Annotated in this window: 25 protein-coding genes and 3 tRNA genes; 25 read left to right on the top strand and 3 right to left on the bottom strand. The window is 68.4% G+C overall.

The window, feature by feature from the left end; translation table 11 throughout:
- Nucleotides 1-28 precede the first annotated feature (28 nt).
- From D0D37_RS13890 to D0D37_RS13865, 6 genes are all read left to right on the top strand, one after another.
- A complete protein-coding gene (locus D0D37_RS13890; RefSeq protein ID WP_116200936.1) occupies nt 29-2,650 on the top strand; it encodes a putative bifunctional diguanylate cyclase/phosphodiesterase in 2,622 nt (873 codons plus the stop codon).
- Nucleotides 2,651-2,729: 79 nt separating this feature from the next.
- Nucleotides 2,730-2,802 (top strand) — tRNA-Thr (locus tag D0D37_RS13885).
- Nucleotides 2,803-2,965: 163 nt separating this feature from the next.
- A tRNA-Met gene (locus D0D37_RS13880) sits at nt 2,966-3,038 on the top strand.
- A 49-nt stretch (nt 3,039-3,087) separates the two neighbouring features.
- The gene (rpmG, locus tag D0D37_RS13875; protein WP_005152047.1) at nt 3,088-3,252 is read left to right on the top strand and encodes a 50S ribosomal protein L33; all 165 of its coding nucleotides are present in this window, start codon (nt 3,088-3,090) and stop codon (nt 3,250-3,252) included.
- 127 nt (nt 3,253-3,379) lie between these two features.
- A complete protein-coding gene (locus D0D37_RS13870) occupies nt 3,380-3,829 on the top strand; it encodes a MaoC family dehydratase N-terminal domain-containing protein (RefSeq protein WP_162834228.1) in 450 nt (149 codons plus the stop codon).
- Nucleotides 3,826-4,224 (top strand): MaoC family dehydratase, encoded by a 399-nt coding sequence (locus D0D37_RS13865; RefSeq protein ID WP_167493527.1) that lies wholly within the window; start codon nt 3,826-3,828, stop codon nt 4,222-4,224. The genes D0D37_RS13870 and D0D37_RS13865 overlap by 4 nt, the downstream gene beginning before the upstream one ends.
- A gap of 185 nt (nt 4,225-4,409) precedes the next feature.
- Here D0D37_RS13865 and D0D37_RS13860 read toward each other — a convergent pair whose 3' ends face one another.
- On the bottom strand, nt 4,410-5,288 hold the full coding sequence (locus tag D0D37_RS13860; RefSeq protein ID WP_425266935.1) for an SGNH/GDSL hydrolase family protein: 879 nt from the start codon (nt 5,286-5,288) through the stop codon (nt 4,410-4,412).
- An 80-nt stretch (nt 5,289-5,368) separates the two neighbouring features.
- Entirely contained in the window at nt 5,369-6,271 is a 903-nt protein-coding gene (locus tag D0D37_RS13855; RefSeq protein ID WP_208719936.1) for a TIGR03619 family F420-dependent LLM class oxidoreductase, read from the bottom strand.
- Nucleotides 6,272-6,837: 566 nt separating this feature from the next.
- Here D0D37_RS13855 and D0D37_RS13850 point away from each other — a divergent pair.
- The 6 genes from D0D37_RS13850 (at nt 6,838) to D0D37_RS13825 (ending at nt 10,579) form a co-directional block, all read left to right on the top strand.
- Nucleotides 6,838-6,910 (top strand) — tRNA-Trp (locus D0D37_RS13850).
- Between the two features lie 32 nt (nt 6,911-6,942).
- Entirely contained in the window at nt 6,943-7,374 is a 432-nt protein-coding gene (secE, locus tag D0D37_RS13845) for a preprotein translocase subunit SecE (RefSeq protein ID WP_162834227.1), read from the top strand.
- A gap of 74 nt (nt 7,375-7,448) precedes the next feature.
- Entirely contained in the window at nt 7,449-8,282 is an 834-nt protein-coding gene (nusG, locus tag D0D37_RS13840) for a transcription termination/antitermination protein NusG (RefSeq protein WP_116200930.1), read from the top strand.
- 82 nt (nt 8,283-8,364) lie between these two features.
- Nucleotides 8,365-8,796: a 50S ribosomal protein L11 gene (rplK, locus tag D0D37_RS13835; RefSeq protein ID WP_037360170.1), complete on the top strand. Its 432-nt coding sequence runs from the start codon at nt 8,365-8,367 to the stop codon at nt 8,794-8,796.
- Between the two features lie 184 nt (nt 8,797-8,980).
- Nucleotides 8,981-9,700 carry a 50S ribosomal protein L1 gene (rplA, locus tag D0D37_RS13830; RefSeq protein WP_116200929.1) on the top strand — a complete coding sequence of 240 codons (720 nt, stop codon included), beginning with the start codon at nt 8,981-8,983 and terminating at the stop codon, nt 9,698-9,700.
- A gap of 69 nt (nt 9,701-9,769) precedes the next feature.
- Nucleotides 9,770-10,579: an alpha/beta fold hydrolase gene (locus D0D37_RS13825; protein ID WP_116200928.1), complete on the top strand. Its 810-nt coding sequence runs from the start codon at nt 9,770-9,772 to the stop codon at nt 10,577-10,579.
- A gap of 3 nt (nt 10,580-10,582) precedes the next feature.
- On the opposite strand, the gene D0D37_RS13820 is transcribed toward D0D37_RS13825, so the two are convergent.
- Entirely contained in the window at nt 10,583-11,602 is a 1,020-nt protein-coding gene (locus tag D0D37_RS13820) for a hypothetical protein (RefSeq protein WP_116200927.1), read from the bottom strand.
- Nucleotides 11,603-11,919: 317 nt separating this feature from the next.
- On the opposite strand from D0D37_RS13820, the gene rplJ reads away from it, so the two are divergent.
- From rplJ to D0D37_RS13755, 13 genes are all read left to right on the top strand, one after another.
- On the top strand, nt 11,920-12,474 hold the full coding sequence (gene rplJ, locus D0D37_RS13815) for a 50S ribosomal protein L10 (RefSeq protein WP_116200926.1): 555 nt from the start codon (nt 11,920-11,922) through the stop codon (nt 12,472-12,474).
- A 49-nt stretch (nt 12,475-12,523) separates the two neighbouring features.
- Complete coding sequence (gene rplL, locus D0D37_RS13810; RefSeq protein WP_116200925.1) at nt 12,524-12,910, top strand: 50S ribosomal protein L7/L12; 387 nt, start codon at nt 12,524-12,526, stop codon at nt 12,908-12,910.
- A gap of 453 nt (nt 12,911-13,363) precedes the next feature.
- Nucleotides 13,364-14,542 carry an ABC transporter ATP-binding protein gene (locus D0D37_RS13805; RefSeq protein WP_116200924.1) on the top strand — a complete coding sequence of 393 codons (1,179 nt, stop codon included), beginning with the start codon at nt 13,364-13,366 and terminating at the stop codon, nt 14,540-14,542.
- Nucleotides 14,543-14,574: 32 nt separating this feature from the next.
- Nucleotides 14,575-15,327 carry an MlaE family ABC transporter permease gene (locus tag D0D37_RS13800; protein WP_051165981.1) on the top strand — a complete coding sequence of 251 codons (753 nt, stop codon included), beginning with the start codon at nt 14,575-14,577 and terminating at the stop codon, nt 15,325-15,327.
- A 2-nt stretch (nt 15,328-15,329) separates the two neighbouring features.
- The gene (locus D0D37_RS13795) at nt 15,330-16,166 is read left to right on the top strand and encodes an MlaE family ABC transporter permease (protein ID WP_037360186.1); all 837 of its coding nucleotides are present in this window, start codon (nt 15,330-15,332) and stop codon (nt 16,164-16,166) included.
- Nucleotides 16,163-17,494, top strand: a complete 1,332-nt coding sequence (locus tag D0D37_RS13790; RefSeq protein ID WP_116200923.1) for an MCE family protein — start codon at nt 16,163-16,165, stop codon at nt 17,492-17,494. The genes D0D37_RS13795 and D0D37_RS13790 overlap by 4 nt, the downstream gene beginning before the upstream one ends.
- Entirely contained in the window at nt 17,491-18,519 is a 1,029-nt protein-coding gene (locus tag D0D37_RS13785) for an MCE family protein (protein WP_116200922.1), read from the top strand. Before D0D37_RS13790 ends, D0D37_RS13785 begins: the two co-directional genes overlap by 4 nt.
- Entirely contained in the window at nt 18,516-19,502 is a 987-nt protein-coding gene (locus D0D37_RS13780; RefSeq protein WP_116200921.1) for an MCE family protein, read from the top strand. Before D0D37_RS13785 ends, D0D37_RS13780 begins: the two co-directional genes overlap by 4 nt.
- A complete protein-coding gene (locus D0D37_RS13775) occupies nt 19,499-20,680 on the top strand; it encodes an MCE family protein (RefSeq protein WP_116200920.1) in 1,182 nt (393 codons plus the stop codon). Before D0D37_RS13780 ends, D0D37_RS13775 begins: the two co-directional genes overlap by 4 nt.
- Before the next feature lies 1 nt (nt 20,681).
- A complete protein-coding gene (locus D0D37_RS13770) occupies nt 20,682-21,911 on the top strand; it encodes an MCE family protein (RefSeq protein WP_208719935.1) in 1,230 nt (409 codons plus the stop codon).
- Nucleotides 21,911-23,173 carry an MCE family protein gene (locus tag D0D37_RS13765; protein ID WP_116200919.1) on the top strand — a complete coding sequence of 421 codons (1,263 nt, stop codon included), beginning with the start codon at nt 21,911-21,913 and terminating at the stop codon, nt 23,171-23,173. The genes D0D37_RS13770 and D0D37_RS13765 overlap by 1 nt, the downstream gene beginning before the upstream one ends.
- A 36-nt stretch (nt 23,174-23,209) precedes the next feature.
- A complete protein-coding gene (locus D0D37_RS13760; RefSeq protein WP_244223504.1) occupies nt 23,210-23,818 on the top strand; it encodes a hypothetical protein in 609 nt (202 codons plus the stop codon).
- 26 nt (nt 23,819-23,844) lie between these two features.
- On the top strand, nt 23,845-24,924 hold the full coding sequence (locus tag D0D37_RS13755) for a ribonuclease E domain-containing protein (RefSeq protein WP_244223503.1): 1,080 nt from the start codon (nt 23,845-23,847) through the stop codon (nt 24,922-24,924).
- Nucleotides 24,925-24,991 lie beyond the last annotated feature (67 nt).

Genomic DNA, 24,991 nt, shown 5'->3' with positions numbered 1-24,991 from the left:
CGACCGGGCAGCCGGGAAGGAAGGTCGGATGCCGGACAGCAACGCCCATCCCGGTACCGCGCCGGAGGCGATGGGCTCGGGAGGTGCTGGCTCCGCACCGGCCGAAGGCCGAACGGACGAAAGCCGCTTCCGCGTCTACACCTTCTTCGTGCTGGGTCTCGGCCTGCTCGCGGCCCTCGCCGTCGGCGCCTGGCTGCCGTTCCACGGCTCGGCCAAGCTCTGGTGGATCGGCCCGGTGCTCGCGGTCGCGTTCCTGCTCGCCGAACAGCTCGGCATCAACGTCGACGTCCGCAGCGGCATTTCGTGGACCATCTCATTCACCGAGATTCCGCTGGTAATCGGTTTCTTCGTCGCCCCGTTCGAAGTGGTGCTCGCCGCGCATCTCGTGGCGGGCATCGGCACTTTGCTGGCCCGCAAGGTCGCCGGCCGCGTCCTCTACAACGCGGGCGCGTTCCTGCTCGAGATCACCGGCGCGTTCGCTGTCGCCGGGCTGGTGAGCCTGGCCATGGGCGGCGGACCGACCATGCCGTGGGTCGCCGCGCTCGCCGGAACGCTCACCGCGCCGCTGGTCAGCACGCTGCTCGCGCTGGCCGCCGTGCGAGTACTGCGCCGCCGGATGCGCGTGAGCACCGCGATCCGGCTGACCGGCCGCATCCTCGTGGTCGGCTTCGTCAACGCTTCGGTCGGCCTCACCGGCTACCTCGTCATCGCGAGCACCCCGCAGGCCTGGCCGCTGGTGCTGGCCGTGTTCCTCGGCCTGACCGCGCTGTACTGGGCGTACTCCGATCTGCTTCGCGAACAGCGGGACATGGAAGCGCTGTCCGACGTCAGCCTGATGGTCGCGCGGTCCGGCCAGCAGGCGGCGGCCCGACCGGCGAGCCGCGCCGAGGAACTGGTGGGCGGAGTCGACGTGCGCGAATGGGCCACGATCGCCGAGCGGATCAAGGACCAGCTGGCCGCCGGACGCGTCGTGCTCCGGCTGCGGCTCGAGGCCGACGATCCGATGCGCGTCGTGGTCGCGGGCAACGAACTCCCGGCCTCGGACCCGGCCAACGACGACCCGCTGCTGCGCCTGCCCGGCGCGCACGTGCGGCACTTCCGCATCACCGAGGCCAACCCGGACGTCCGCGCGGCGCTGCTGGAACGCAGTGCGCAGGAAGCACTCGTGGTGCCGCTGCGCAGCGCGAACCGGCTGCTCGGCGTCGTCGAAGCGCACGACCGGCTCTCCCGCTGGCGCGGCTTCGGCAAGTACGACGTCCAGCTGCTCGGCACGATGGCCAGCCACCTCGCGACGTCGCTGGACAACCGCCGGCTGCTCGCCACGCTCCGCCACGACGCCTACCATGACCCGCTCACCGGGCACCTGAATCGGCCGGGTTTCCAGCAGGTCTCGCGGGATCCGCTGCGCGAATCGGCGGAGGTCGTGGTGCTGCGGATCGACCTCGACGTCTTCTCCACGGTCAGCGACGCGCTCGGCTACTCGTGGGCGGACCGGATGGTCGTCGCCGCGGGCACGCGCATCCGCGGCGCACTCGGCCCGGACGTCCCGCTCGCACGGCTCGAAGGCGCGTCCTTCGCCGCGCTGCTCGTGGACTGCACGGTCGAGGACGCGCATCAGGCGGCCGAACGACTGCGGGTGCAGTTGTCCGAGCCGTATCCGGTGGACCGGCTTTCGGTCGAGGCCAACGCGATGATCGGCTACGCCAGCTCTGTGGACGACGCTGGTGAGGTCGACGTCGACGGCCTCCTGCAGCGTGCCGACGTCGCCGTCCGCGCCACCCGCGGCGGCGAGGAAGTGCGCGGCTACGTGCCGAGCATGGGACAGATCTTCCTGCGCCGGTTCCAGATGGTCACGCAGTTCCGGCAGTCGCTGGAAGACGGCCACGTCTCCGTGCACTACCAGCCGAAGGTGACTCTGCCGAACCGCCAAGTCCAAGGCGTCGAGGCGCTCGTCCGCTGGGTGCACCCGGAGTTCGGCCGGCTCGGCCCGGACGAGTTCGTGCCCGCGATCGAGGCGGCCGGCCTGATCGGCGTGCTGACGTCGTTCGTGCTGGAGGAATCGCTCAAGCGCGTGCGCAAGTGGCTCGACGAGGGCCTGCGCATCTCCGCGGCCGTGAACCTGTCGGTGCGGAATCTGGCCGACGAGGACTTCCCGGCGAAGGTCCAGCGCGAACTGGAACGCTTCGACGTGCCGCCGGAACTGCTGACGTTCGAACTGACGGAGTCCGGGGTGATGTCGGACCCGCAGAAGGCGCTGCCGATCCTGCGCGAGCTGCATTCGCTGGGCATCGTGCTGGCGGTGGACGACTTCGGCACTGGCTACTCGTCGCTCGCGTATCTGCGCCAGCTGCCGGTGGACCAGGTCAAGATCGACAAGAGCTTCGTGCTCGGCATGGGCACCGATCTCGGCGACCTCGCGGTGGTGCGGTCGATTGTCGAGCTTGGCCACTCGCTAGGCCTGACGGTCGTGGCGGAAGGCGTCGAGGAAGACGTGGCGCGCGATCAGCTCGAGGCGATGGGATGTGACGTCGCCCAGGGTTATCTGATCTCGCGGCCGCTGCCGGAGGATCGGCTGGAGGCATGGCTGCAGGCCCGCACCGCGCGCTCGCCGGGGCGGCACTCGGAGACCGTGCTAACCCTGCTGACCTGAGGTTTTGCGGTTAACCGACCCCGGTTGCACGGCTGGGTGACGCCCCTTGCTAATCTTTCCAAGTCCTCGCGAGAGGCAGGCCCCTTTAGCTCAGTCGGCAGAGCGTCTCCATGGTAAGGAGAAGGTCTACGGTTCGATTCCGTAAAGGGGCTCGCGAGTAGGCGAGCTATGTCCGCGAAAAGCGCGGGCCTGGCTCGCTTCGCGGCGTCCATCTGGGGGTCGAACCCCCAGACCCCCGCCAGGGGGCAAGCCCCCTGGACCCCCAGGCCGGGTCACCTTGACCTGGTGGGTTGAGGCGGGGTGGGTGTCACGCAGGGCGGTGTAGCTCAGTTGGCAGAGCAAGCGGCTCATAATCGCTGTGTCGCCGGTTCAAGTCCGGCCACCGCTACGCGGTAACGACGGGGCTGGCCCCCGGATCTGAGAGAGAAGGAAACGCTGTGGCTGCCACCGACGTGCGACCCAAGATCACGCTGGCGTGCGAGGAGTGCAAGCACCGCAACTACATCACCAAGAAGAACCGGCGCAACAACCCGGATCGCCTGGAGATGAAGAAGTTCTGCCCGAACTGCGGTACGCACCGGACTCACAAAGAGACCCGCTGACGCAGGCGGTCTTTTAACCAGCTTCGAACAGCCGTCCCGGCACTCGTCCGGGGCGGCTTTTCGCTGTCTACTGGCCAGTTCTGGCACCCTCGCGGGACGACGCCGCGGTTCGGTTAGCCTTCTTCGCGTGCCTTTGGACCAGTCGTTCACCGGGCGGGAATACCCGTCGGACAGCAAGTACTTCGTGAGCCGGGAGAAGATCCGCGAGTTCGCCGACGCGATCGAGGACCCGAACCCGGTGTACCGGGACCCGGAGGCGGCCCGCGCGGCCGGCCACCCGGACGTGCTCGCGCCGCCCACCTTCCTCACCATCCTCAACCTGCCGAAGATCAACGGCATCGTGACCGACCCCGCGCTCGGCCTCGACTACTCCCGGATGGTCCACGGCGACCAGGGCTTCCGCTACGAGCGTCCGGTGCACGCCGGCGACGAGCTGGAGATCTCGGCCAAGATCGAGACGATCATGGCGAGGGCCGGTAACGACTTCATCAACCTCCGCGCGGAAATCACCGACGCGGACGGCAAACTCGTGTGCACCACGCGGGCCCAGCTCGTGGTCCGGGGGGCGGAAGCGTGAACATCGGCGACGAACTGCCTCCGCTGGAGGTCCGCATCACCCGCGACCAGCTGGTCCGCTACGCCGGAGCCTCGCTCGACTTCAACCCGATCCACTGGAACGAGAACTTCGCGACCAAGGTCGGCCTCCCGGACGTGATCGCGCACGGCATGCTCACCATGGCCCTGTCCGGCCGCATCGTCACCGACTGGCTCGGCGACCCGGCCCGCCTCGTGGACTTCAGCACGCGCTTCACCCGCCCGGTCGTGGTGCCGGACAACGACGAGGGCGCGCTGGTCGAGGTGACCGGCAAGGTCGGCGCCATGACGGACGAAGGCCTGGCCCGGATCGACCTGACGGTGAAGTTCGAGGGCAAGACCGTGCTGGGCAAGCCGCAGGCCCTCGTCCGCCCCTGACGACCGCCTGACGCACCGAACGCCACGGGCTGCGTGGCTTGCGTTCCTGCGAAAGTCCGTGAGGGGAACCCTGAGGGACTCTGATTCCCTCAGGGTTCCCCTCACGGACCTCGGCACCGCGCGCCAGACCCGTCGATGGGGCGAGAACCCCGCGCGCCACTGAGAAAACTCATCGGGCGGCGGCCTCAGTGCACCCCGAGCACCGACTCGACCACCCCGGCCATCCCAGCCTCGCCCCGCGCGTTCGGGTGCAAAGCCGCGGCCGAGGACGTCGGAACCAATCCTTCGACCCACTTGACGTCCGAGTTCGCGCAGACGTCGTGGCCCTTGCTGGGCTCGGCGGTGTCCGCGAAACCCGCGTCGTGGGACTTGGCCTGGTCGGACAAGGCGTCGTTGAGCTTGCCGAGCGCATCCCGCAGATACGCCACGTCGCCGGAGCCCAACGGCAGGACCGGCCAGCAGCCGTCGCCGTCCGGGAGGACCGTCGGGTAGCCCACGACCACCACCCGCGCTTTCGGGGCCTTCTTGTGGATCTGGTCGAGCGCGGTGCCGACCTTCTTCGCGGCTCCGCTGATGCGGTCGGCCATCTGGTCCTTGCCGCCCGCGGTGAGCCGGTCCTTGCACGGCGAGGCGCTCTCGTGGGCGGTCACGCAGGTCTGCGCCAGTGCGATGAATCCCACATCGTTGCCGCCGATGCCCAAGGTGACCAGCGTCGTGTCCGCGGTGACCGCGTCGAACTGCGGCGGATTTGAGCCATTTCGCGTCGACTGGCTGTCGGACAAGTCGTCCGTCGTCGCGCCGCTGCAGCTGACGTCCACGAACTTCGCTGGCTTCAGCTTCGCGGACACCAGGTGCGGATAGTTGTTGTCCGACCGCGCGCATCCGGCCGGCGAGCCCGCCTGTTTGCCGGTGCGCGGCGCCGACGTGTACGAGTCGCCGAGCGCGACGTATCGGCCGCTGCCGCCGCCGGTGTCCGCGCCGGACGGCGGTGCGGTCGACGAGTCGTGCTTCGACTTGTAGTAGCCGACGGCCAGCAGCGCCCCCACGACAACGAGGACGAGCAACCCGCATCCACCGCTTTTGTTTGCCCCCACCCGACCGTTCTACCGGTCCGGCCCCTCGCCGACGACCCGCTTACGGGTGATCACGCAAAGACAGCGGCGTGCAGTTCGCCGGCCAGCTCCAGTGCGTGCGGGACGGTTTCGGCCACATAGTGCAGATCGACCAGCGCTTCGGTGATGCCGTCGGCTTCGGCGGCCTTGAGCTGACCTGCGACGTCCTCGACGGTCGCCGTCTTCGACCCCGGCGTCGGATTGATCCGCAGCACGCGGCGCAGCGACTCCGGATCCCGGCCGGCCTTCTCCGCCGATTCGACGACCACCGCCCACTTCTGGCGCAGCACCGGCACCGGGAGCCCGGCAGGCAGCCAGCCGTCCGCGATCCGGCCGACCCGCCGCAACGCCGCGTCCGACGCCCCGCCCAGCAGCACCGGCGGACCGGGCTGCTGCAGCGGACGCAGGCCGATCAGAGAGTCCGGGATGTCCCAGCGGTCGCTCTGGTGCCCGGCCGGATCCGCGGTCCACAGCGTCCGCAGCACCTCGACCAGCTCGGCCAGCCGCGCGCCGCGGTGCTCCCACGGCACGCCGGCGGCGATGTACTCGTCACGAAGCCAGCTGAGCCCGAGGCCGACGTCCAGCCGGCCGCCGGACAGCAGGTCCAGCGACGTCAGGGAACGCGCCAGCAGCACCGGCGAGTAGAGCGGGCCGTTGAGAGTGCTCGACCCCAGCCGCGCGGACTCGGTCGAGTTCGCGGCGATGGTGAGCGCCAGGAACGGATCGACGAAGCGGACGAACTCCGGCGGATACGGCCGTTCAGGTGTACCGGAGGGGTAATAGGTCTTCGGGGAGACCGGAGTCAGGACCCGGTCGCCGACCCAGAGCGAGACGAAGCCGATCCGCTCGGCCTCGGCGGCGAAGCCCGCGATGGCGGAGGGGTCGGCGAGCTTGCCGTACTGCGGCAGTGCCAGTCCGAGGTTGAACATGGTCACCAAGTCTCCTGGGTTCGGCAGCTGTGTTTGATTGCCGCGACTCCGTCGCGGCGGCGAGATCGCCTCAAGCCGATTTCTTCCCTCCCGATTCGCTCGGCCTGGGGGCCGATCGAATCGCTCAGTCCAGAAATCGGCGCGATCTCGCGGTCTGGGTTGCTTGAGGGGTAAGGAAGATCATCTTCGGTCGAGTTGGACCTGGTTGCCCGGAGGGGAAAGTCGCGGATGCGGCGGCGATTTCGCTTGCCGTGCCGGGAATCCGGCGTGGTCGCGAAGCAGGGCGGTCCGGCGAGCGGGAAAGGCCCGTCGGCGGGTTCGCGATTAATCGGATTTCGGTGCACGGGCTTATATTGGCACGATCGGGTGATCTTCGCCGAGGGGCGCGGAGGGGTGCCCGAGGCAGTCGGGAGGGGCTCCGGAGTGTGCCGCGCGGGCGTCCGGGGGGCTGGGTTGCAAGGCAACATCCGGCTTGCCGTAGACTTCGGAACTCGGAACGCACTACGGTCATCCCCGCCGGATGGTGGGGACGATGGAATGCGTCCTCCGGAGCCAGGGTGACCGGGCTCCACAGGGGTGTAGCTCAATTGGCAGAGCAGCGGTCTCCAAAACCGCAGGTTGCAGGTTCAAGTCCTGTCACCCCTGCGTACGGGAACTGGTGGAGCGGAGGAGTGGTCGTGAGCGACAGCGACGCCAGCGGCGAGCACGAGCAGGACGATTCGGGCAAGCCCGGAGTCGAATCCCGCCCGGTGTCCGCCGCGGCTCGGCGCGAACGCCGCGCTTCCGCTCGGCCGGCAGGCAAGTCCGAGGCACGGCCGGGCTCGACCCGTCCGTCCGGCAAGGCGGGCGACAAGGTCGCGAAGCCCGCCGACGCCAAGGGCGTGCCGACCCCCAAACGGGACCGGAAGGCGAAGAAGGCCTCGGTGTTCGCCCGGTTCACGCGGTTCATCCGCGAGGTCTGGGCCGAACTGCGCAAGGTCATCTGGCCCAACCGCAAGCAGATGGTCACCTACACCGCGGTCGTGCTGGTGTTCGTGGTGTTCATGGTGGCCCTCGTGAGCGGTCTCGATCTCGGCTTCAAGGAGCTGATCGGGCTGGTCTTCGGCTGACGCCCGACGGGCGCGCCACCGCGCTGGCCGGGCCCCGGTCCGGCCCGGCAAGCGATCAACTGAGAGGACGGAACGTGACCTCCGACAACGGCACCGAAGCCGGTCGCGACCTGACCGAGCTTTCCGACGAGCAGGTGCAGACGGCACCCGGCGACGAGGAGTCCGCCGAGTCCGTCGAGGTGCCCGTCGCCGAGGACGAGGTCGCCGCCGCCGACGAGTCCGAGGACTCCGCTGACGCCGGGGAATCGGACGACGACGCCGACGTGACCGAGCCCGCCCCCGAGGCGGACGACCCGGTCGCCGCGCTGCGCGCCGAACTCAAGGCCGCGCCGGGCGAGTGGTACGTCGTGCACTCGTACGCCGGTTACGAGAACAAGGTCAAGACCAACCTCGAGACGCGTACCCAGACCCTGGACGTCGAGGACTACATCTTCCAGATCGAGGTTCCGACCGAAGAGGTCACCGAGATCAAGAACGGCCAGCGCAAGCAGGTGCAGCGCAAGGTGCTGCCCGGCTACATCCTGGTCCGGATGGATCTCAACGACCAGTCGTGGAGCGCGGTGCGCAACACCCCGGGCGTCACCGGGTTCGTCGGAGCCACCTCGCGGCCGTCGCCGCTGACCGTGGACGAGGTGCTGAAGTTCCTCGCCCCGCAGGTCGAGAAGGAAGCCCCGGCCAAGGCAGCCAAGGGCGGCGACTCCGCCTCGGCCGCCACGTCCGGCGGGCCCACCGTCGAGGTCGACTTCGAGGTCGGCGAGTCGGTCACCGTCATGGACGGCCCGTTCGCCACGCTGCCCGCCACGATCTCCGAGGTCAACGTCGACGGGCAGAAGCTGAAGGTCCTGGTGTCGATCTTCGGCCGGGAGACCCCGGTCGAGCTCTCGTTCAGCCAGGTCTCCAAGATCTGACGGCCGGGCCATCCCGGTCGGCAGTCCCCGCGTACTGGCAGGTGTGCGGGGGACTCACGTCAGTTAAGAAGGACACAAGGTAATGCCACCCAAGAAGAAGAAGCTTGCGGCGATCATCAAGCTGCAGATCAAGGCGGGTGCGGCCAACCCCGCGCCGCCGGTCGGCCCGGCGCTGGGTCAGCACGGCGTCAACATCATGGAGTTCTGCAAGGCCTACAACGCCGCGACCGAATCGCAGCGCGGGGACGTCGTCCCGGTCGAGATCTCCGTCTACGAAGACCGGTCGTTCGACTTCAAGCTGAAGACGCCGCCGGCCGCCAAGCTGCTGCTCAAGGCCGCGGGCGTGGAGAAGGGCTCCGGCGAGCCGCACAAGACCAAGGTCGCCAAGGTCACCTGGGACCAGGTCCGCGAGATCGCGAAGACCAAGGAGACCGACCTCAACGCGCACGACATCGACCAGGCCGCGAAGATCATCGCAGGTACTGCGCGCTCCATGGGCATCACTGTGGAATAGGCCTCGACTCCGTCGAGGCGGCGAAATCGCCGGGAAGCCGATTTCTTCCCTCCCGATCCGCTCGGCCCGAGGGGCCGATCGAATCGCTCAGTCCAGAAATCGGCGCGATTTCGCGCTAGCTCGAGTGGGAGAGCCAGGTGCTGGCTCTGCAAACCACACTGATCCAAGACGTTAGGACAGAAGCATGACCAAGCACAGCAAGGCCTACCGCCAGGCCAGCGAGCTGATCGACAAGGCGCGGCTGTACGCGCCGCTCGAGGCCGCGAAGCTGGCGAAGGAGACCTCCAAGACGAAGATGGACGCGACTGTCGAGGTCGCGATGCGTCTCGGGGTCGACCCGCGCAAGGCCGACCAGATGGTCCGCGGCACCGTGAACCTGCCGCACGGCACCGGCAAGACCGCCCGCGTCATCGTTTTCGCCGTCGGCGACAAGGCCGCTGAGGCCGAAGCCGCCGGCGCGGACGCGGTCGGCACCGACGAACTGATCGAGCGCATCCAGGGTGGCTGGCTCGACTTCGACGCCGCGATCGCGACGCCGGACCAGATGGCCAAGGTGGGCCGCATCGCCCGCATCCTCGGCCCGCGCGGCCTCATGCCGAACCCGAAGACCGGCACGGTGACCCCCGCGGTCGAGAAGGCCGTGAAGGACATCAAGGGCGGCAAGATCAACTTCCGCGTCGACAAGCAGGCGAACCTGCACCTGGTGATCGGCAAGGCGTCGTTCGACGCCGAGAAGCTGGTGGAGAACTACGCGGCCGCGCTGGACGAGATCCTGCGCGCCAAGCCGTCGTCGGCGAAGGGCCGTTACGTCAAGAAGATCACTTTCACCACGACGATGGGCCCGGGCATCCCGGTCGACCCGGCGCGGACTCGCAACCTCCTCTCCGAGGACGCCGCGGTCTGAGTCGCACATCACGCGAAAGGGTGGTCACGCTTCGTGCGTGACCACCCTTTTTTCGTGTCTCATGGACATATGCCAACGACGTTCCTCGCCCCCGACGGGCTCCAGCTGAGCTACACCGTCTGGGAGGGCGACGGACGGCACCGGCGGCCCGTCGTGCTGCACCACGGTTTCGCCGCCGACTCCCAGGTGAACTGGGTCAATCCCGGAGTCGTGGACGCGCTGGTCAAAGCCGGCTTCACGGTGATCGCGCTGGACGCGCGCGGGCACGGCGAGTCGGAGAAGCCGCACGACCCGGCGGCCTACGGCGAGGACATCATGGCCGCGGACCTGACCGCGCTGTTCGACGAACTCGGCCTGGAAGAGGTCTGCCTGGCGGGCTATTCGATGGGCGCGATCGTGTCGCTGCTGGTGGCTACGCGTGACCGGCGGGTCCGCTGCCTCGCGGTCGGCGGCGTCGGGGCGGGGATCGTGGACTTCGGCGGAGTGGACGCCCGGGTGGTCAACCGAAGCCAGATCGCGGCGGGGCTGCTGGCCGAAGACCGGTCGGAAGTGCCCTCGGCGGCGCGCCCGTTCCGCCGACTGGCTCGCCGCGCGGGTGCGGATGTCGAAGCGCTGGCCGCGGTCATGCACGCGACCCCGCACGGCCCGATGCAGCTGACGAACCTGTCTGCGGCGACGCTGATCCTTGCCGGGGAGTCGGACGAGTTGGCCACTCAGCCGGAACGCCTCGCGGCGGGGATCGCGGGCGCTCGGCTGGTGCGGGTGCCGGGGAATCACATGGAAGCGGTGGCGCACCCGGCGTTCGCGGCTTCGTTGGTGGACTTCTTCGCGTACTCGGACACGGGGGAGACCCGGTTGCCGATCAGCTCGCCTGCCTGACGGTCAGCCCGGGGTAGAGGTCGCCGTCGGCGGCGCGCACTTCTCCGGTCCGCGCTGGTGTCCGACGATCAGCCACTGTCCTTTTTCGACCTGCTTGACTGTGAAGTCCCCGAGCGCAGGGCCCCCGGTGATGGGGAAGTCGCACGACTTGACCACCACGTTCTCGCCCGGCGGCCATCCGGAACGCTTCGAGATCGACTCGGCGTAGGCATCCACCGAACCGGGCGCGCGGTCGAGCCGGTCGTGCAGACCCTGGACCGCGGCGGCGCAGTCGGAGAAACCGAGATCGGTCGCGAACTTCAGTTGCGTGGCCTGGTCGAAAAGGCCGCAGACGTGGTCGACCATGCTCTTCTGCCCGGGGCCGTGCTGTGCGATTCCGTCGTAGACGCGGCGGACCGATTCATACGGCGAGGCCGTCGTGAGGATCTGATTCGTGTGATAGGTCCCGCCGCCCTCGGCGGCGATCTGGGCTGAGGTCTTGCCGTCGTCGCTGGGAAAGATCTGGTGGTAGCCCCAGTTGACCAAGATGCCGAGGATGACCAGCGCGATCACCCAGCCCAGAATCTTCCCTCCCAGACGCTTCACCCAGCGCGGCACCGGACGGCGGTTGCGTGGCGGTTCCTCGTACGCAGTCAGCGCGCCAGGCTGGTTCGGCGGGCCTGGCGGCTGACCACCGGCGAGCGGCTGCGGCTGACGATTGCCCACCGGGACCAACCCGGCATCGGGTTGCGGAGCCGGTTCGCTGCCCTGCTGAGCCTGGGTGAACCGCAGATACTCCTGGAACCGCTGGAATTCCTGGAACTGGCGCAGCTGCTCGGGATCCAGCTGCGGCGGCTCAGCCGAGCCGTTCGGCTGCGGAAGGTTCGGCGTGGCTGGCTCGTTCGGAGCGGGCGGCTGCGCAGGAGTCCGTGGCGCGACCTCACCCCCGCCAGGCTGCGGAAGTGCGGGCGGTTGCGCCGAGGACCCACCCGAACCGGGAGGGGGAGTTTCTTCCGGCTTTCCGTGATCACGCTGTTCCGCCACGTCACCAATGATGCCCGCTCCGCCGCGATTTCCCGAGACTGACCCGGTTCTCGCAGCTCAGCCAGGGGGTGCCCGCGAACGCCGCGAAGCCCTCCCGTATGCTGGTCGACGGTTCTACCAAAGACCGCTGGTTTTCTCCGGATCTCCGGGGAGCGAAGGTTCCGCGTTACGGCGGACGGCCTGCGCAGGAGGAACGAGGCCCTACCCGGTCGTCAAGACTGGGCTACGCCCCGCGTCTTTCTGCGCGTGGGCGTTTTTTCGTTTCGAGGGCGCCTCCGTCAGGCCAGTGGTGACACTAGCCAAGAGAGGAGGCGACCATGGCGAAGCCCGACAAGGTGGCGGCCGTCGCCGAGATCGCGGAGAGCTTCCGCAGCAGCTCGGCCACCGTCGTTACCCAGTACACCGGCCTCTCCGTGACTCAGCTGTCCCAGCTGCGCCGCGCTCTCGGCACCAGTGCCAAGTACCGGGTCGCGAAGAACACCCTCGTCAAGCGTGCCGCTGAGGACGCCGGTCTCGAGGGCGTCGAGGACCTGTTCGTCGGCCCGACCGCGATCGCCTTCGTTCAGGGCGAGGCAGTCGACGCCGCGAAGGCACTTCGCGACTTCGCGAAGGACAACAACGCGCTTGTCATCAAGGGCGGCTACATGGACGGCCGCGCGCTGTCCGTGGACGAGATCTCCAAGATCGCTGATCTCGACAGCCGTGAGGTGCTGCTCTCCAAGGCGGCGGGCGCGTTCAAGGCGAAGCTTTCCCAGGCCGCGGCGCTGTTCCAGGCGCCGGCGTCCCAGGTTGCCCGCCTGGCTGCCGCGCTGGAGGAGAAGCAGCGCAACGCCACCGGTACCGAAGCAGCCGAAGCACCCGCCGAGAGCTGAACCACCCCACCCCGAACGTTTTAGTTCGTTTTTCTGAGAGGAAGCCATCATGGCGAAGCTGAGCACCGCCGAGCTGATCGACGCCTTCAAGGAGCTGACCCTCCTCGAGCTGTCGGACTTCGTGAAGGAGTTCGAAGAGGTCTTCGACGTCACCGCCGCCGCCCCGGCCGCCGTTGTCGCGGCCGCCCCGGGTGCCGCGCCCGCCGAGGCCGCCGCGGAGCAGGACGAGTTCGACGTCGTCCTCGACTCGGCCGGCGACAAGAAGATCCAGGTCATCAAGGTCGTCCGCGAGGTCGTCTCCGGTCTGGGCCTGAAGGAGGCCAAGGAGCTGGTCGAGGCCGCTCCGAAGGCGCTCCTGGAGAAGGTCGACAAGGAGGCCGCCGAGGCCGCCAAGGAGAAGCTCGAGGCCGCTGGCGCCAAGATCACCATCAAGTGATCCCGGGCGCGCGAGCGCCTGCACCACCCTCGAAAGGGGCGGACACCCGACACGGGTGCCCGCCCCTTTTGCTGTCCGGGACAAAAAACGCACAGTCGCGAACCGGGCCGCGAGCGCTCTCGTTCAGGCGAACAATCCGTTCACTCGGCGGCCTCGGGTCACCCCCTGTTTGCCCCGTTTCCGCCGGTTAACCCGTCAGGGTGAGCGGCGGTCGGCCATCTGGATCTGCGCCCGAACGTGACGTGCACTACCGTGCTGCCAGCGGTCGCCGTACTGGATCCCCGTCGCGTGAGGTGTGCACGGGGGCTGGCCAGAGAACAAAACTGGTGAGTAACCTGTTCGCGCTCAGCTCGTTGCACCTGGTTGAAGCGGAGTTCGCCGCGCGAGCTCCGCCGTTGCCAGCGGTGACGGGGCGGCGGTGCGCGACGACGCGGAACAGCTCCTGGAGGTGCGATGGGTGCCGAGGTGGTCATCGAAGGTCTGACGAAGTCCTTCGGAAAGCAGACCATCTGGCGGGACGTGACGCTGACCCTGCCTCCCGGCGAGGTCTCGGCGATGCTCGGCCCGTCCGGAACCGGCAAGTCCGTGTTCCTGAAATCGATGATCGGCCTGCTCAAGCCGGATCGCGGACGCTGCGTCATCAACGGCGTCGACATCGTCACCTGCTCCGAGCACAAGCTGTACGAGATCCGGAAGCTCTTCGGCGTCCTGTTCCAGGACGGCGCGCTCTTCGGCTCGATGAACCTCTTCGACAACGTGGCCTTCCCGCTGCGGGAGCACACGAAGAAGTCCGAGACCGAGATCCGCCGGATCGTGCTCGACAAGCTCGAGATCACCGGTCTGGCCGGCGCGGACAAGAAGCTCCCCGGCGAGATCTCCGGCGGTATGCGCAAGCGCGCCGGCCTCGCCCGCGCCCTCGTGCTCGACCCGGAGATCATCCTGGTCGACGAGCCGGACTCCGGTCTCGACCCGGTCCGCACCACCTACATCTCGCAGCTCTTCCTGGACGTCAACGCCCAGATCGACGCGACGTTCCTGATCGTGTCGCACAACATCAACCTCGCTCGCACGGTGCCGGACAACCTCGGCATGCTGTTCCGCAAGGAACTCGTCATGTTCGGCCCGCGCGAGGTGCTGCTGACCAGCGACGAGCCGGTGGTCGAGCAGTTCCTCAACGGCCGCAAGCTCGGCCCGATCGGCATGTCCGAGGAGAAGGACAGCGCCCAGATGGCCCGCGAGCAGGCCGAGGCCGAGGCGGGCCACGGCGACGTGCTCAACGAGGACGTGCGCGGCGTCGTGCCGCAGATGCAGGTCAGCCCGGGCGTGCCGGAGCGCGGCGGGGCCAAGCGCCGGATGGACCGCGTGATGCGGATCCTGCACACGCTCCCGGCGGCGGCGCAGGAGGGGATCATCGAATCCCTCACGCCCGAGCAGCAGCGGCACTACAACGTGCGGCCCAACCCGGGCGCGTTCCAGCACCAGCCGGGGCCCCAGGACACCCAGCGGCTGCCGCCGGTCAGCGCACCGGGTCCGGTGCCGAACCAGCACCAGGGACAGCTTCCCGCCGACCAGGTCGCGCAGATTCCGGGCGCGGACCGCCGGTCGCCCCGGCACGGGCAGGGTGGCGCGTGAGCACCAGCACGGCCAAGATCCCCGGCTACGGAATGCTGCGGGAGACCGGGAACCTGTTCGCGCTCGGCCTCGACATCATCCGCGGCATCTTCCAGCGCCCGTTCCAGTTCCGCGAGTTCATCCAGCAGGCGTGGTTCGTCGCGAGCGTGACGATCCTGCCGACCGCGCTGGTCGCGATCCCGTTCGGCGCGGTCATCTCGCTGCAGTTCGGCGCGCTCGCCCGCCAGCTCGGGGCGCAGTCCTACACCGGCGCCGGTTCGGTGCTGGCGACCGTTCAGCAGGCCAGTCCGCTGGTCACCGCGCTGCTGGTGGCCGGCGCGGGCGGCAGCGCCGTCTGTGCGGACATCGGCGCGCGGACGATCCGCGAGGAGATCGACGCGATGGAGGTGCTGGGCGTCTCCGCGGTCCAGCGCCTGATCGTGCCCCGCACGCTCGCCATGATGCTCGTCGCGCTCCTGCTCAACGGCATGGTCAGCGTCATCGGCGTGCTCGGCGGCTACTTCTTCAACGTCGTGCTCCAGGGCGGCACCCCGGGCGCGTACCTGTCCAGCTTCTCCGCGCTCGCGCAGCTGCCCGACCTTTGGGTCGGCGAGATCAAGGCGCTGATCTTCGGCTTCATCGCCGCGGTCGTGGCGGCCTACCGCGGCCTGCACCCGAGCGGCGGCCCGAAGGGCGTCGGCGACGCGGTGAACCAGTCGGTGGTCATCACGTTCCTGCTGCTGTTCGTGGTGAACTTCGTGATCACGCTGATCTACCTGCAGCTCGTGCCCGGAAAGCTGGACTGACCATGACGTTCCTTTCGGGGGCGAAGCGGATCGCCAACCGCCCGCTGGAGACCCTGGACACGCTCGGCGACCAGATGTCGTTCTACGGCAGGGCATTGCTGTGGACGCCGCGCACGCTGCGCCGCTACACCAAGGAAGTGCTGCGGCTGCTGGCCGAGGTGAGCTTCGGTTCCGGCTCGCTCGCGGTCATCGGCGGCACGGTCGGCGTGATGGTCGGCCTGACGCTGTTCACCGGTGTTCTCGTCGGCCTGCAGGGCTACTCGGCGCTGAACTCGATCGGCACCTCGGCCTTCACCGGCTTCCTCACCGCGTTCTTCAACACCCGCGAGATCGCGCCGCTGGTCGCCGGGCTGGCGCTGTCGGCGACGGTCGGCGCGGGCTTCACCGCGCAGCTCGGCGCGATGCGGATCTCCGAGGAGATCGACGCGCTCGAGGTGATGGGCGTGCCGAGCCTCCCGTACCTGGTGACCACGCGGATCATCGCCGGGTTCGTGGCCGTGATCCCGCTGTACGTGATCGGCCTGCTGAGCTCGTACCTCGCCTCGCGGCTGGTCGTTATCTATATCTACGGACAATCCGCGGGTACCTACGACCATTACTTCGACCTGTTCCTACCACCGCAAGACGTGCTCTATTCGTTCATCAAGGTGCTGATCTTCAGCGTTTTGATCATTCTTTCGCACTGCTACTTCGGGTACCGGGCCAGCGGCGGGCCCGCCGGGGTGGGCGTGGCCGTCGGCCGCGCGGTGCGGCTTTCCATCGTCACGGTTTCGGTCGTGAACTTCTTCATCGGTTTCGCGATCTGGGGAACCGACGTCACGGTGAGGATTGCGGGATGACCACACTCCGGCGCAGGTTGCTCGGCCTGCTTCTGGTGGCGGTGCTCGTCGGAGGGATCGCGCTCAGCATCGCGATGTACGACAAGGCGTTCAGCAAGTTCGTCACCGTGAAGCTCGACGCGGGCAGCATCGGCAACCAATTGCTCAAGCAGTCGGACGTGAAGGTCCGCGGTTTGATCGTCGGTTCCGTGGAGGACATCAAGGCGACCGAGAACGGCGCGGAACTGACGCTGGCGATGGACCCGCAGTCGGTGAAGCTGATTCCGCAGAACGTGTCCGCGCGATTCCTTCCGAAGACGCTGTTCGGCGAACGCTATGTGTCGCTGGAGATCCCGAAGGACCCCTCGGGCAAGACGCTTTCCCAGGGCGACGTGATCACCCAGGACCGCACTTCGAGCGCGGTCGAACTGGAGCAGGCGCTGGAGCACCTGATGCCGGTGCTGCAGGCGGTGCAGCCGCAGAAGCTGTCCAGCACGCTCACCGCGATCTCGACCGCGCTGCAGGGCCGCGGCAAACCGCTCGGCGAGACGCTTTCGCAGCTCGGCCAGTACATCGGCGACCTGAACCCGCACGAGCCGGAACTGCAGCACAACCTGCAGGCGCTCGCGGAGTTCTCCGGTCACCTCAGCAACGCGACGCCGGATCTGGTGCAGAGCCTGGACAACCTGAGCACGACCACGCGCACCGTCGTGGCCGAGCAGGGGAACCTGTCGAGCCTCTACGGCAACCTGACCACGGCGTCGCAGGACCTGCAGTCGTTCCTGGAAGCGAACTCGCAGAACCTCATCAGCCTCGCCAGCACCGCCCGCCCGACCGCTGAGCTGCTCGCGAAGTACTCGCCGGAATACCCGTGCGTGCTGAAGCAGATGGCGAAGGTCGTGCCGGTCGCGGACGCGGCACTGGGCAAGTTCAACGGCAAGCCCGGCCTGAACGCCACGATCGAGGTCGTCGTGAACCGCGGGCCGTACAAGCCGGGCGAGGAGCCGCGGTTCGAGGACAAGCGCGGTCCGCGCTGCTACGACCTCAACCCCGCGCCGGACCCGTTCCCGCAGCAACCGCCGGACGGCCCGTTCAAGGACGGCACCAAACAGGGCGCGGCCCCGAAGACCGTCGGCGAGGGCCTGAACCCGGCCAACTTCAAGGCGGACGCGGCCGGCATCAACGGCGGCGGCACGTCCGGCGGCAACCCGGTCAACACCGCGGCCGAGAACAACTTCCTCGCCGCGCTGGTCAGCCCGGAGATGGGGATTCCGCAGGGCCAGTTCCCCGGCTGGGGTTCGCTGCTCGTCGGCCCGCTCTACCGGGGCACGGAGGTGACGGTCAAGTGAGGGGACTCGCCGCACCGCTGATCAAGCTGACCATCTTCGTGGTGGTCACGGTCCTGTTCACGACCGTGCTCGGCATCAGCATCGCGAACATCAACACCACCAGCACCAGCGCCTACTCCGCGCGGTTCACCGACGCCACGCTCCTGCTGCCGAACGACGACGTGCGCATCGCGGGCGTCCGCGTCGGCCAGGTCAAGGACGTGAAGATCGTCGACAAGCGCCAGGCGCAGGTGGACTTCGAGGTCGACTCCGGGCGCAAGCTCCCGGCGGGCGTCACCGCGCAGATCAAGTTCCGCAACCTGGTCGGCCAGCGCTACGTCTCCCTCGGCGAGGGAGACGACTCCAGCGGCGCGACGCTCAAGCCGGGCGACACCATCCCGCTCGAACGCACCACGCCCGCGCTGGACCTGACCGAGCTGTTCAACGGCTTCAAGCCGCTGTTCACCGCGCTGAACCCGGCCGACGTGAACAAGCTGTCGTACGAGGTCATCCAGGTTTTGCAGGGCGAGGGCGGCACGGTGGAAAGCCTGCTGTCGCACACCGCCTCGCTGGCCACCACGATCGCCAACAAGGACCAGGTGATCGGCGAGGTCATCGACAACCTCAACTCGGTCCTCGACACGGTCAACCAGCACACCCCGCAGCTCAACGACCTGATCGTGAAGCTGCAGCAGCTGGTCTCCGGCCTCGCCGCGGACCGCAAGCCGATCGGCGACGCGATCGAGGGGCTGGGCAACCTGGCCACCACGACCGCGGGCCTGCTGACCGACGCGCGGGCCCCGTTGAAGGACGACATCGCGGCCTTGGGCAAGCTCACCACGAACCTGAACCAGAACGAACCGCTCGTCGAGCACTTCATCCAGTTCATGCCGAAGAAGGTCAGCGCGCTCACCCGCACCGCCGACTACGGCTCGTGGTTCAACTTCTACGCGTGCGAGATGACGGGAACGGTCGGCGCGCCGCCGCTGCTGCCGAACACGAACTTCACGCTCTTGCCGACGAACCGGGACAGGTGCAAGGGATGAAGTCCTTCCAGAAACGCAACCCGATCCCGATCGCGCTGGTCGGCATCGCGGTCATGGCGCTCGGCCTCGTCGCCGCGATGAACTCCGAGGACCTGCCGGTGATCGGCGGCGGCACCACCTACAGCGCGGACTTCTCCGAAGCGGCCGGGCTGCAGAAGGACAACGACGTGCGGATCGCCGGCGTGAAGGTCGGCAAGGTGTCCGACATCAAGCTGGACGGCGCGTCGGTCAAGGTGTCGTTCAAGGTCAAGGACGCCTGGATGGGCGACAAGACCACGGCGGCGATCAAGATCAAGACGCTGCTGGGCCAGAAGTACCTCGCGCTCGACCCGCAGGGCAACGGCAACCTCGACCCCGGCGCGCCGATCCCGCGCGACCGCACGATGTCGCCCTACGACGTGCTCGACGCGTTCCGCGGCCTCTCGCAGACGGTCGACGCGATCGACACGAACCAGCTGTCGAAGAGCTTCGAGGCGATCACGCAGACGTTCTCGAACACCCCGCAGGACGTGAAGGGCGCGCTGTCCGGGCTTTCGAAGCTGTCGGACACGATCGCCAAGCGCGATTCGCAGCTGGCGAACCTGCTGGCCAACACGCGCCAGGTGTCGCAGACCCTGGTCGACCGCGACGCCGAGGTGCAGAAGCTGATCACCGACGGCAACCAGTTGCTGGACGAGATCGGCAAGCGCGAGCAGGCGATCAAGACCCTGCTCGACGGTTCGAAGCAGCTGTCGACGCAATTGCAGGGTCTGGTCGACGACAACGACGGCCAGCTGAACCCGGTGCTCACCCAGCTCGACCAGCTCACGTCGATGCTGCAGCGCAACCAGGACTCGCTGGCGCAGGGGATCCAGAAGTTCGCCCCGTTCATCCGGGTCTTCAACAACACGATCGGCACCGGGCACTGGTTCGACAACTACATCTGCGGCCTGGTGCTTCCCTCGGTCGGCCCGCTCAATCCGGAGGGGTGCAACTCCAAATGACCGACACCCGCTTCGGCCAGTCGCTCACCCGCGGCTTCACGATCGCGATCGTGCTCGCGCTCGTGGTCGCGGGCGCGCTGTGGTGGACCCTCAAGGACGCCGGCCGCAACCACCTCACCGCGTACTTCTCCGGCACCGTCGGCCTTTACGAGGGCAACAGCGTCCGGATGCTCGGCGTGGACATGGGCACGGTGACCAAGATCCAGCCGATGGGCAACCAGGTCCGGGTCGACCTCGAATACGACCGCTCGGTCGCGGTGCCCGCGGACGCGAAGGCGGTCATCGTGTCGCCGTCGCTGGTCAGCGACCGCTACATCCAGCTCGCCCCGGCCTACACCGGCGGCCCGCGGATCTCCGACGGCGCGACGATCGGCCTCGACCGCACCGAGGTGCCGCTGGAGGTCGACCAGCTCGCCGCCAGCCTGGCGAAGGTCAGCGAGACGCTGGGACCGAACGGGGCCAACAAGAACGGCTCGCTTTCGGACCTGCTGAACACCGCGGCGAACAACCTCGACGGCAACGGCAAGGCGCTGCACGACACGATCACCAAGCTCGGGCAGGCGTCCGGCACGCTGGCCGGCAACAAGGACGACCTCTTCCAGACGGTGCAGAACCTCGGCAAGTTCTCCCAGTCGCTCGCCAACAGCGACGGCCAGGTGCGCCAGTTCGAGAGCCAGCTCGCCGACGTGAGCGGATTCCTGGCCGGGGAGAAGGACAATCTCGCCCAGACCGTGCAGCAGCTCGGCACCACGCTGCAGTCGGTGCAGGGCTTCATCGAACGCAACCGCGGCCGGTTGAAGTCCAATGTGGACAAACTGGCCAGCGTGACCAAGGTGCTCGTGGACCAGCGCAGCTCGCTCGCCGAGATCCTCGACGTCGCGCCGGTCGCGCTGTCCAACATCGTCGGCGTCTACAACGGCTCGTCCGGCACACTCGACGCGCGGCCGAACCTCAACGAGCTGACCGCCCCGCCGCTGGTGATGGTCTGCAGCCTGCTCAAGCAGACCTCGGTGACCAAGCAGCTGCTCGGCAACGCCTGCGACGGCATCGCCAAGGTGGTCGACGGCGCGATTCCGCTCCCGTCCACCGCGCAGGTCATCCAGGCGATGCAGAACGGCCAGCTGCCGCCGCTGCCGCTCCCGCTGCAGGGCCAGGTCTACGGGACGCAGGGGAGCTGACGTGAAGCGACTGACGAAGTTCGCCGCGGGCGGGGTGCTCACCACGGTGACCGCGCTCGTGCTGAGCGGCTGCGCGTTCAACGGCGTCTACGACCTCCCGCTGCCCGGCGGGGCCGACCTCGGCAGCCACCCGTACACGCTGAAGATCCAGTTCAAGGACGTGCTCGACCTCGTCCCGCAGTCCGGGGTGAAGGTCAACGACGTCCCGGTCGGGCAGGTCAAGGCGATCGGGCTGACGCCGGACGGCTGGCACGCCGAGGTGACTGTCGAGGTCAACGGCGACGTCAAGCTGCCCGCCAACGCGATGGCCAACGTGAAGCAGTCGAGCCTGCTCGGCGAGAAGTACGTGGAGCTGGCCTCGCCGGGAGGCACCGAGGCGACCGGGCAGCTGGCGAACGGGGCGACCATCCCGCTCGCGCGCACCGGCCGCGACGTCCAGGTCGAGGAGGTGCTCGGCGCGCTGTCCCTGCTGCTCAACGGCGGCGGCGTGGAGCAGCTCAACACGATCACCAAGGAACTCAACAACGCCACCGCCGGCCGCGAGCCGGACATCAAGGCGCTGCTGGCCAACGCGAACGAGCTGGTCACGAACCTCGACAACCAGTCGGCCAACATCACCCGCGCGCTCGACGGCCTCAACCGGCTGTCCATGACGCTGCGGGACCAGAAGGACAAACTGGTCGGCGCGGTTGACAACCTCGGGCCCGGACTTGGGGTGCTGGAACAGCAGCGCGGCCAGCTGGTGACCATGCTGAACGCGCTCAACAACCTCTCCGGCGTCGCGACCGACACGGTGAACAAGAGCAAGGCGGACCTGGTGGCCGACCTGAAGGCGCTCACGCCGACGCTGCAGAAGCTCGGCGAGGCGGGCAGCGACCTGCCGAAGGCGCTGGAGATCCTGCTGACCTATCCGTTCACCGACCAGGCCTACAACGACGTCAAGGGCGACTACTTCAACCTGTTCGCCAAGGTCGACCTGAACCTCAAGGACGTCATCGACAACCTCGGCCGCAGCAGGCAGAACGGGCTCAACGGCCTGATCCCGGCTCCCGGGCTGACCGGCGGCGTCGAGGGCACGCCGGCGAACCAGCCGCCGCCGCTGTCGTTCCCGGGCAGCCAGCCCGCGCCGCAGCAGCAGGCTCCGTCCTCGACCGGCGGCCAGGGCGGCGGACAGCCGTCGCAAGGCGGGTTGTCCGGCCTGTTCGGGGTGCTTTCCGGAGGTGCTGGCTGATGTTGCTGCGCAGGACGAAAATCCAGCTGGTGCTGTTCGCGATCATCTCGATCGTGGCCATCGTGTACGCGCTGATCCGGTTCGCCGGCCTCGGCACGGTGTTCGGCAGCAGCGGCTACACGGTGAAGCTGCAGCTCAACGAATCCGGCGGGATCTTCACCAACGCCGAGGTCACCTATCGCGGCTTCAACGTCGGCCGCGTCGGGCAGCTGCGGCTGACCCAGACCGGGCTCGAAGCGGACCTGAACATCGACCCGTCGGCCCCGCGCGTGCCGTCCGACCTCGACGCGGTCATCGCCAACCGGTCCGCGGTCGGCGAGCAGTACGTCGACCTGCGGCCGAAGGCCGACCAGGGCCCGTACCTCGCGGGCGGCTCGGTGATCCCGGCCGCGCGCACGACCACTCCGGTCAGCACCGACCGGTTGCTCGGCGACCTAGACTCGCTGTCGGCTTCGGTGCCGACCGACGCGCTGCGGAAGGTCGTCGACGAGTCCTACGACGCGTTCCGCGGCACCGGCGGTGACCTGCAGACGCTGCTCGACACCGCGCGCAGCTTCACCACCACCGCGCAGCAGTACCTGCCGCAGACCGTGCAGCTGCTCGACGCCGGCGGCAAGGTGCTGGACACGCAGAACGACGAGGCGTCGAACTTCGCGTCCTTCTCCAAGAGCCTCAACCAGCTCACCGGGACGCTCAAGAACTCCGACGGCGACCTGCGCAAGCTGATCGGCGTCACCCCGCAGGTGGCGACCCAGATCAGCCAGGTCGTCAAGGACACCGGACCCGGGCTCGGCGCGCTGACCGCGAACCTGCTCACGACGGCCAACCTGACCGTGACCCGGCTGGACGGGCTCGAACAGGGCCTGGTGACCTATCCGGCACTGGCGGCCGCCGCGCCGTCGGTGGCCCCCGGCGACGGGACCGCGCACCTCGGCCTCGTGCTGAACCTGTTCAACCCGCCGTCGTGCACGAAGGGCTACCTGCCCTACAGCCAGTACCGGCCGGGTTCGGACACCTCGGTCCGGCCGGAGGACGACAAGGCCTACTGCGCCGAGCCGAAGGGGAGCCCGATCAACGTCCGGGGTTCCCAGAACGCGCCCTACAACGGCGTGCCGGTGCAGCCGTCGCAGCAGGACATCGCGGCCAACCAGAACCGGCCGGCGCAGGAACTGCAGGAGATGCGCGACTCGCAGGTGCCCGGCGTCGTCGGCAGCCCCGGGGTCTCGCTGAACAGCCTCGGCGCGCTGCTCGGGGTCGGCTGACCGGGATTTGATGACTGTTACCTACTCTGGAGTGTTATGAGTGCCGAGCACGCGGTCGCCGAGGAAGAGGCGACCGCTGATACGCCCGAACCGGCAACGGCGGGGGCGGCGAAGGAAAAGTGGACGCTTCCCGGATCGCCGCGCGTCTGGCTGCTCGGTTCCGGGGCGTTCGCCCTCGCCGCGCTGGTGGTGGCGATCGTGTTCGGGATCATGTGGCTGGTCGCGGAGATGGACGGCGACCGGGACCTCGCCTCGGCGCGCGACGACGTGCTCAAGGACGGTTCCGCCGCGGTGCTGGCCTACACCCAGGTCGACTACCAGCACCTCGACGACTACTTCGCCAAGCAGAAGTCGGTCTCCAGCGACGACATGGCCAAGCAGATCGCGCAGGCCCAGCCGAACTACTCGAAGGCGCTGACCGACCAGAAGGTCAAGGTCACCACCACGATCCAGGACATCGCGGTCGAGGAGCTGAACGACCACGACGGCAAGGCCAGTTTCCTGGCCGCGATCAGCACCGACACCTCGGCCGGCGGCAAGAACGCCACCAAGGCGCTGCGGCTCGAGGTCCAGATGACCCGGGTCGGCAGCGACTGGAAGCTGTCCGGGATCGACCAAGTGCCGCTCGTCGCCGCCGGCCAGTAGCTTCACCCGCAGATCGGAGTTCCGCAGTGCCCCCCTCCCGTCGCCAGCCACCGCGCAGCAGCACGCCACCGGCCCGCCGGCCGAAGGTCGCCGGGCTGCGCAAACCGTCGGACCCGGCGGAGCAGGCGGCCTCGCCCAAGCCGCGTCCCCGGCCGCGGCCGCTCCCCGACGCGGATCCGGCCGAGGTGACCCAGGAACTGCGCATCCCGCGAGGCGGGCTGGTGCGTCCGGCCGAGCCTGAGCCTGTTGAGACCGAGGTCGCGGAGACCGCGGTCGAGGATGACACGGTCGAAGCCGCCGAACCGGAAGCCGAGGTTTCCGGGGCCGCCAAGGAAGCGCCGTCCGACGAGGTCGACGCGCTGACCGGCGAGACCGTCGAGGAAGAACCGGCCCGGCCGAGCCCCCGACGGAAGAAGCGGGACACCGGTTCGGCCAAGCCCTCGGACGTCGAAGAAGCCGAGACCAAGGCGCGGGCCGAGGACTCCGGAGATGATGAGGTCGCCGCGGTACCGGCTCAGCGGTCCGTGGTCAGCCGCAACACCGTGCGGGTCGCGCTGCTGCTGGTCGTCGGGCTGGCGCTGGTCGCCGCGGCGGTCATCTTCCAGGTCAAGGGCTCCGACGCGGCCGATTCGACGAGCAACCGCGCGGTGCTCGACGTGGCGAAGACCGCGCAGGTGAAGGACCAGGTCTCGAAGGCGATCGAGACGCTGTTCTCCTACGACTTCAACAACATCAAGAAGACCGAGGACGCGGCCAACCAGCTGCTCGCGACCGACCAGGTCAAGACGAGCTACAACGCGCTGATGGGCCAGGTCAAGAAGCTCGCGCCGCAGCAGAAGGTGGTCGTGACCTGCAAGGTCACCCGCAGTGCGGTGATCCGGCTGAACGGCGACCTCGCCCGGGTGATGCTGTTCATCGACCAGACGTCGACGCGCGCGGACACGAAGCAGACCGCCGCCGGCACCGCGCAGATGCACGTGGACGCCCAGTTGCAGGGCGACACGTGGAAGATCACCGACATGGACACGTACAAGGCCGCTGGACCGGCCGGCGGCGCACCCGCGCCCGCGCCGTCCGTGCCTGCTTCGGCTCCGCCGTCGAAGTAGGCGGTCCTAGGCAGGGTGCGGCCCGTTTCCGGGGGCTCCGGGGCGGAGGGGGCGGGCCGTGGCGTAC

Source organism: Amycolatopsis circi, from assembly GCF_003385235.1.
Lineage (GTDB): Bacteria > Actinomycetota > Actinomycetes > Mycobacteriales > Pseudonocardiaceae > Amycolatopsis > Amycolatopsis circi.
Note: the sequence above shows the minus strand (reverse complement) of the source record. Positions and strands in the feature narration are given on the sequence as shown.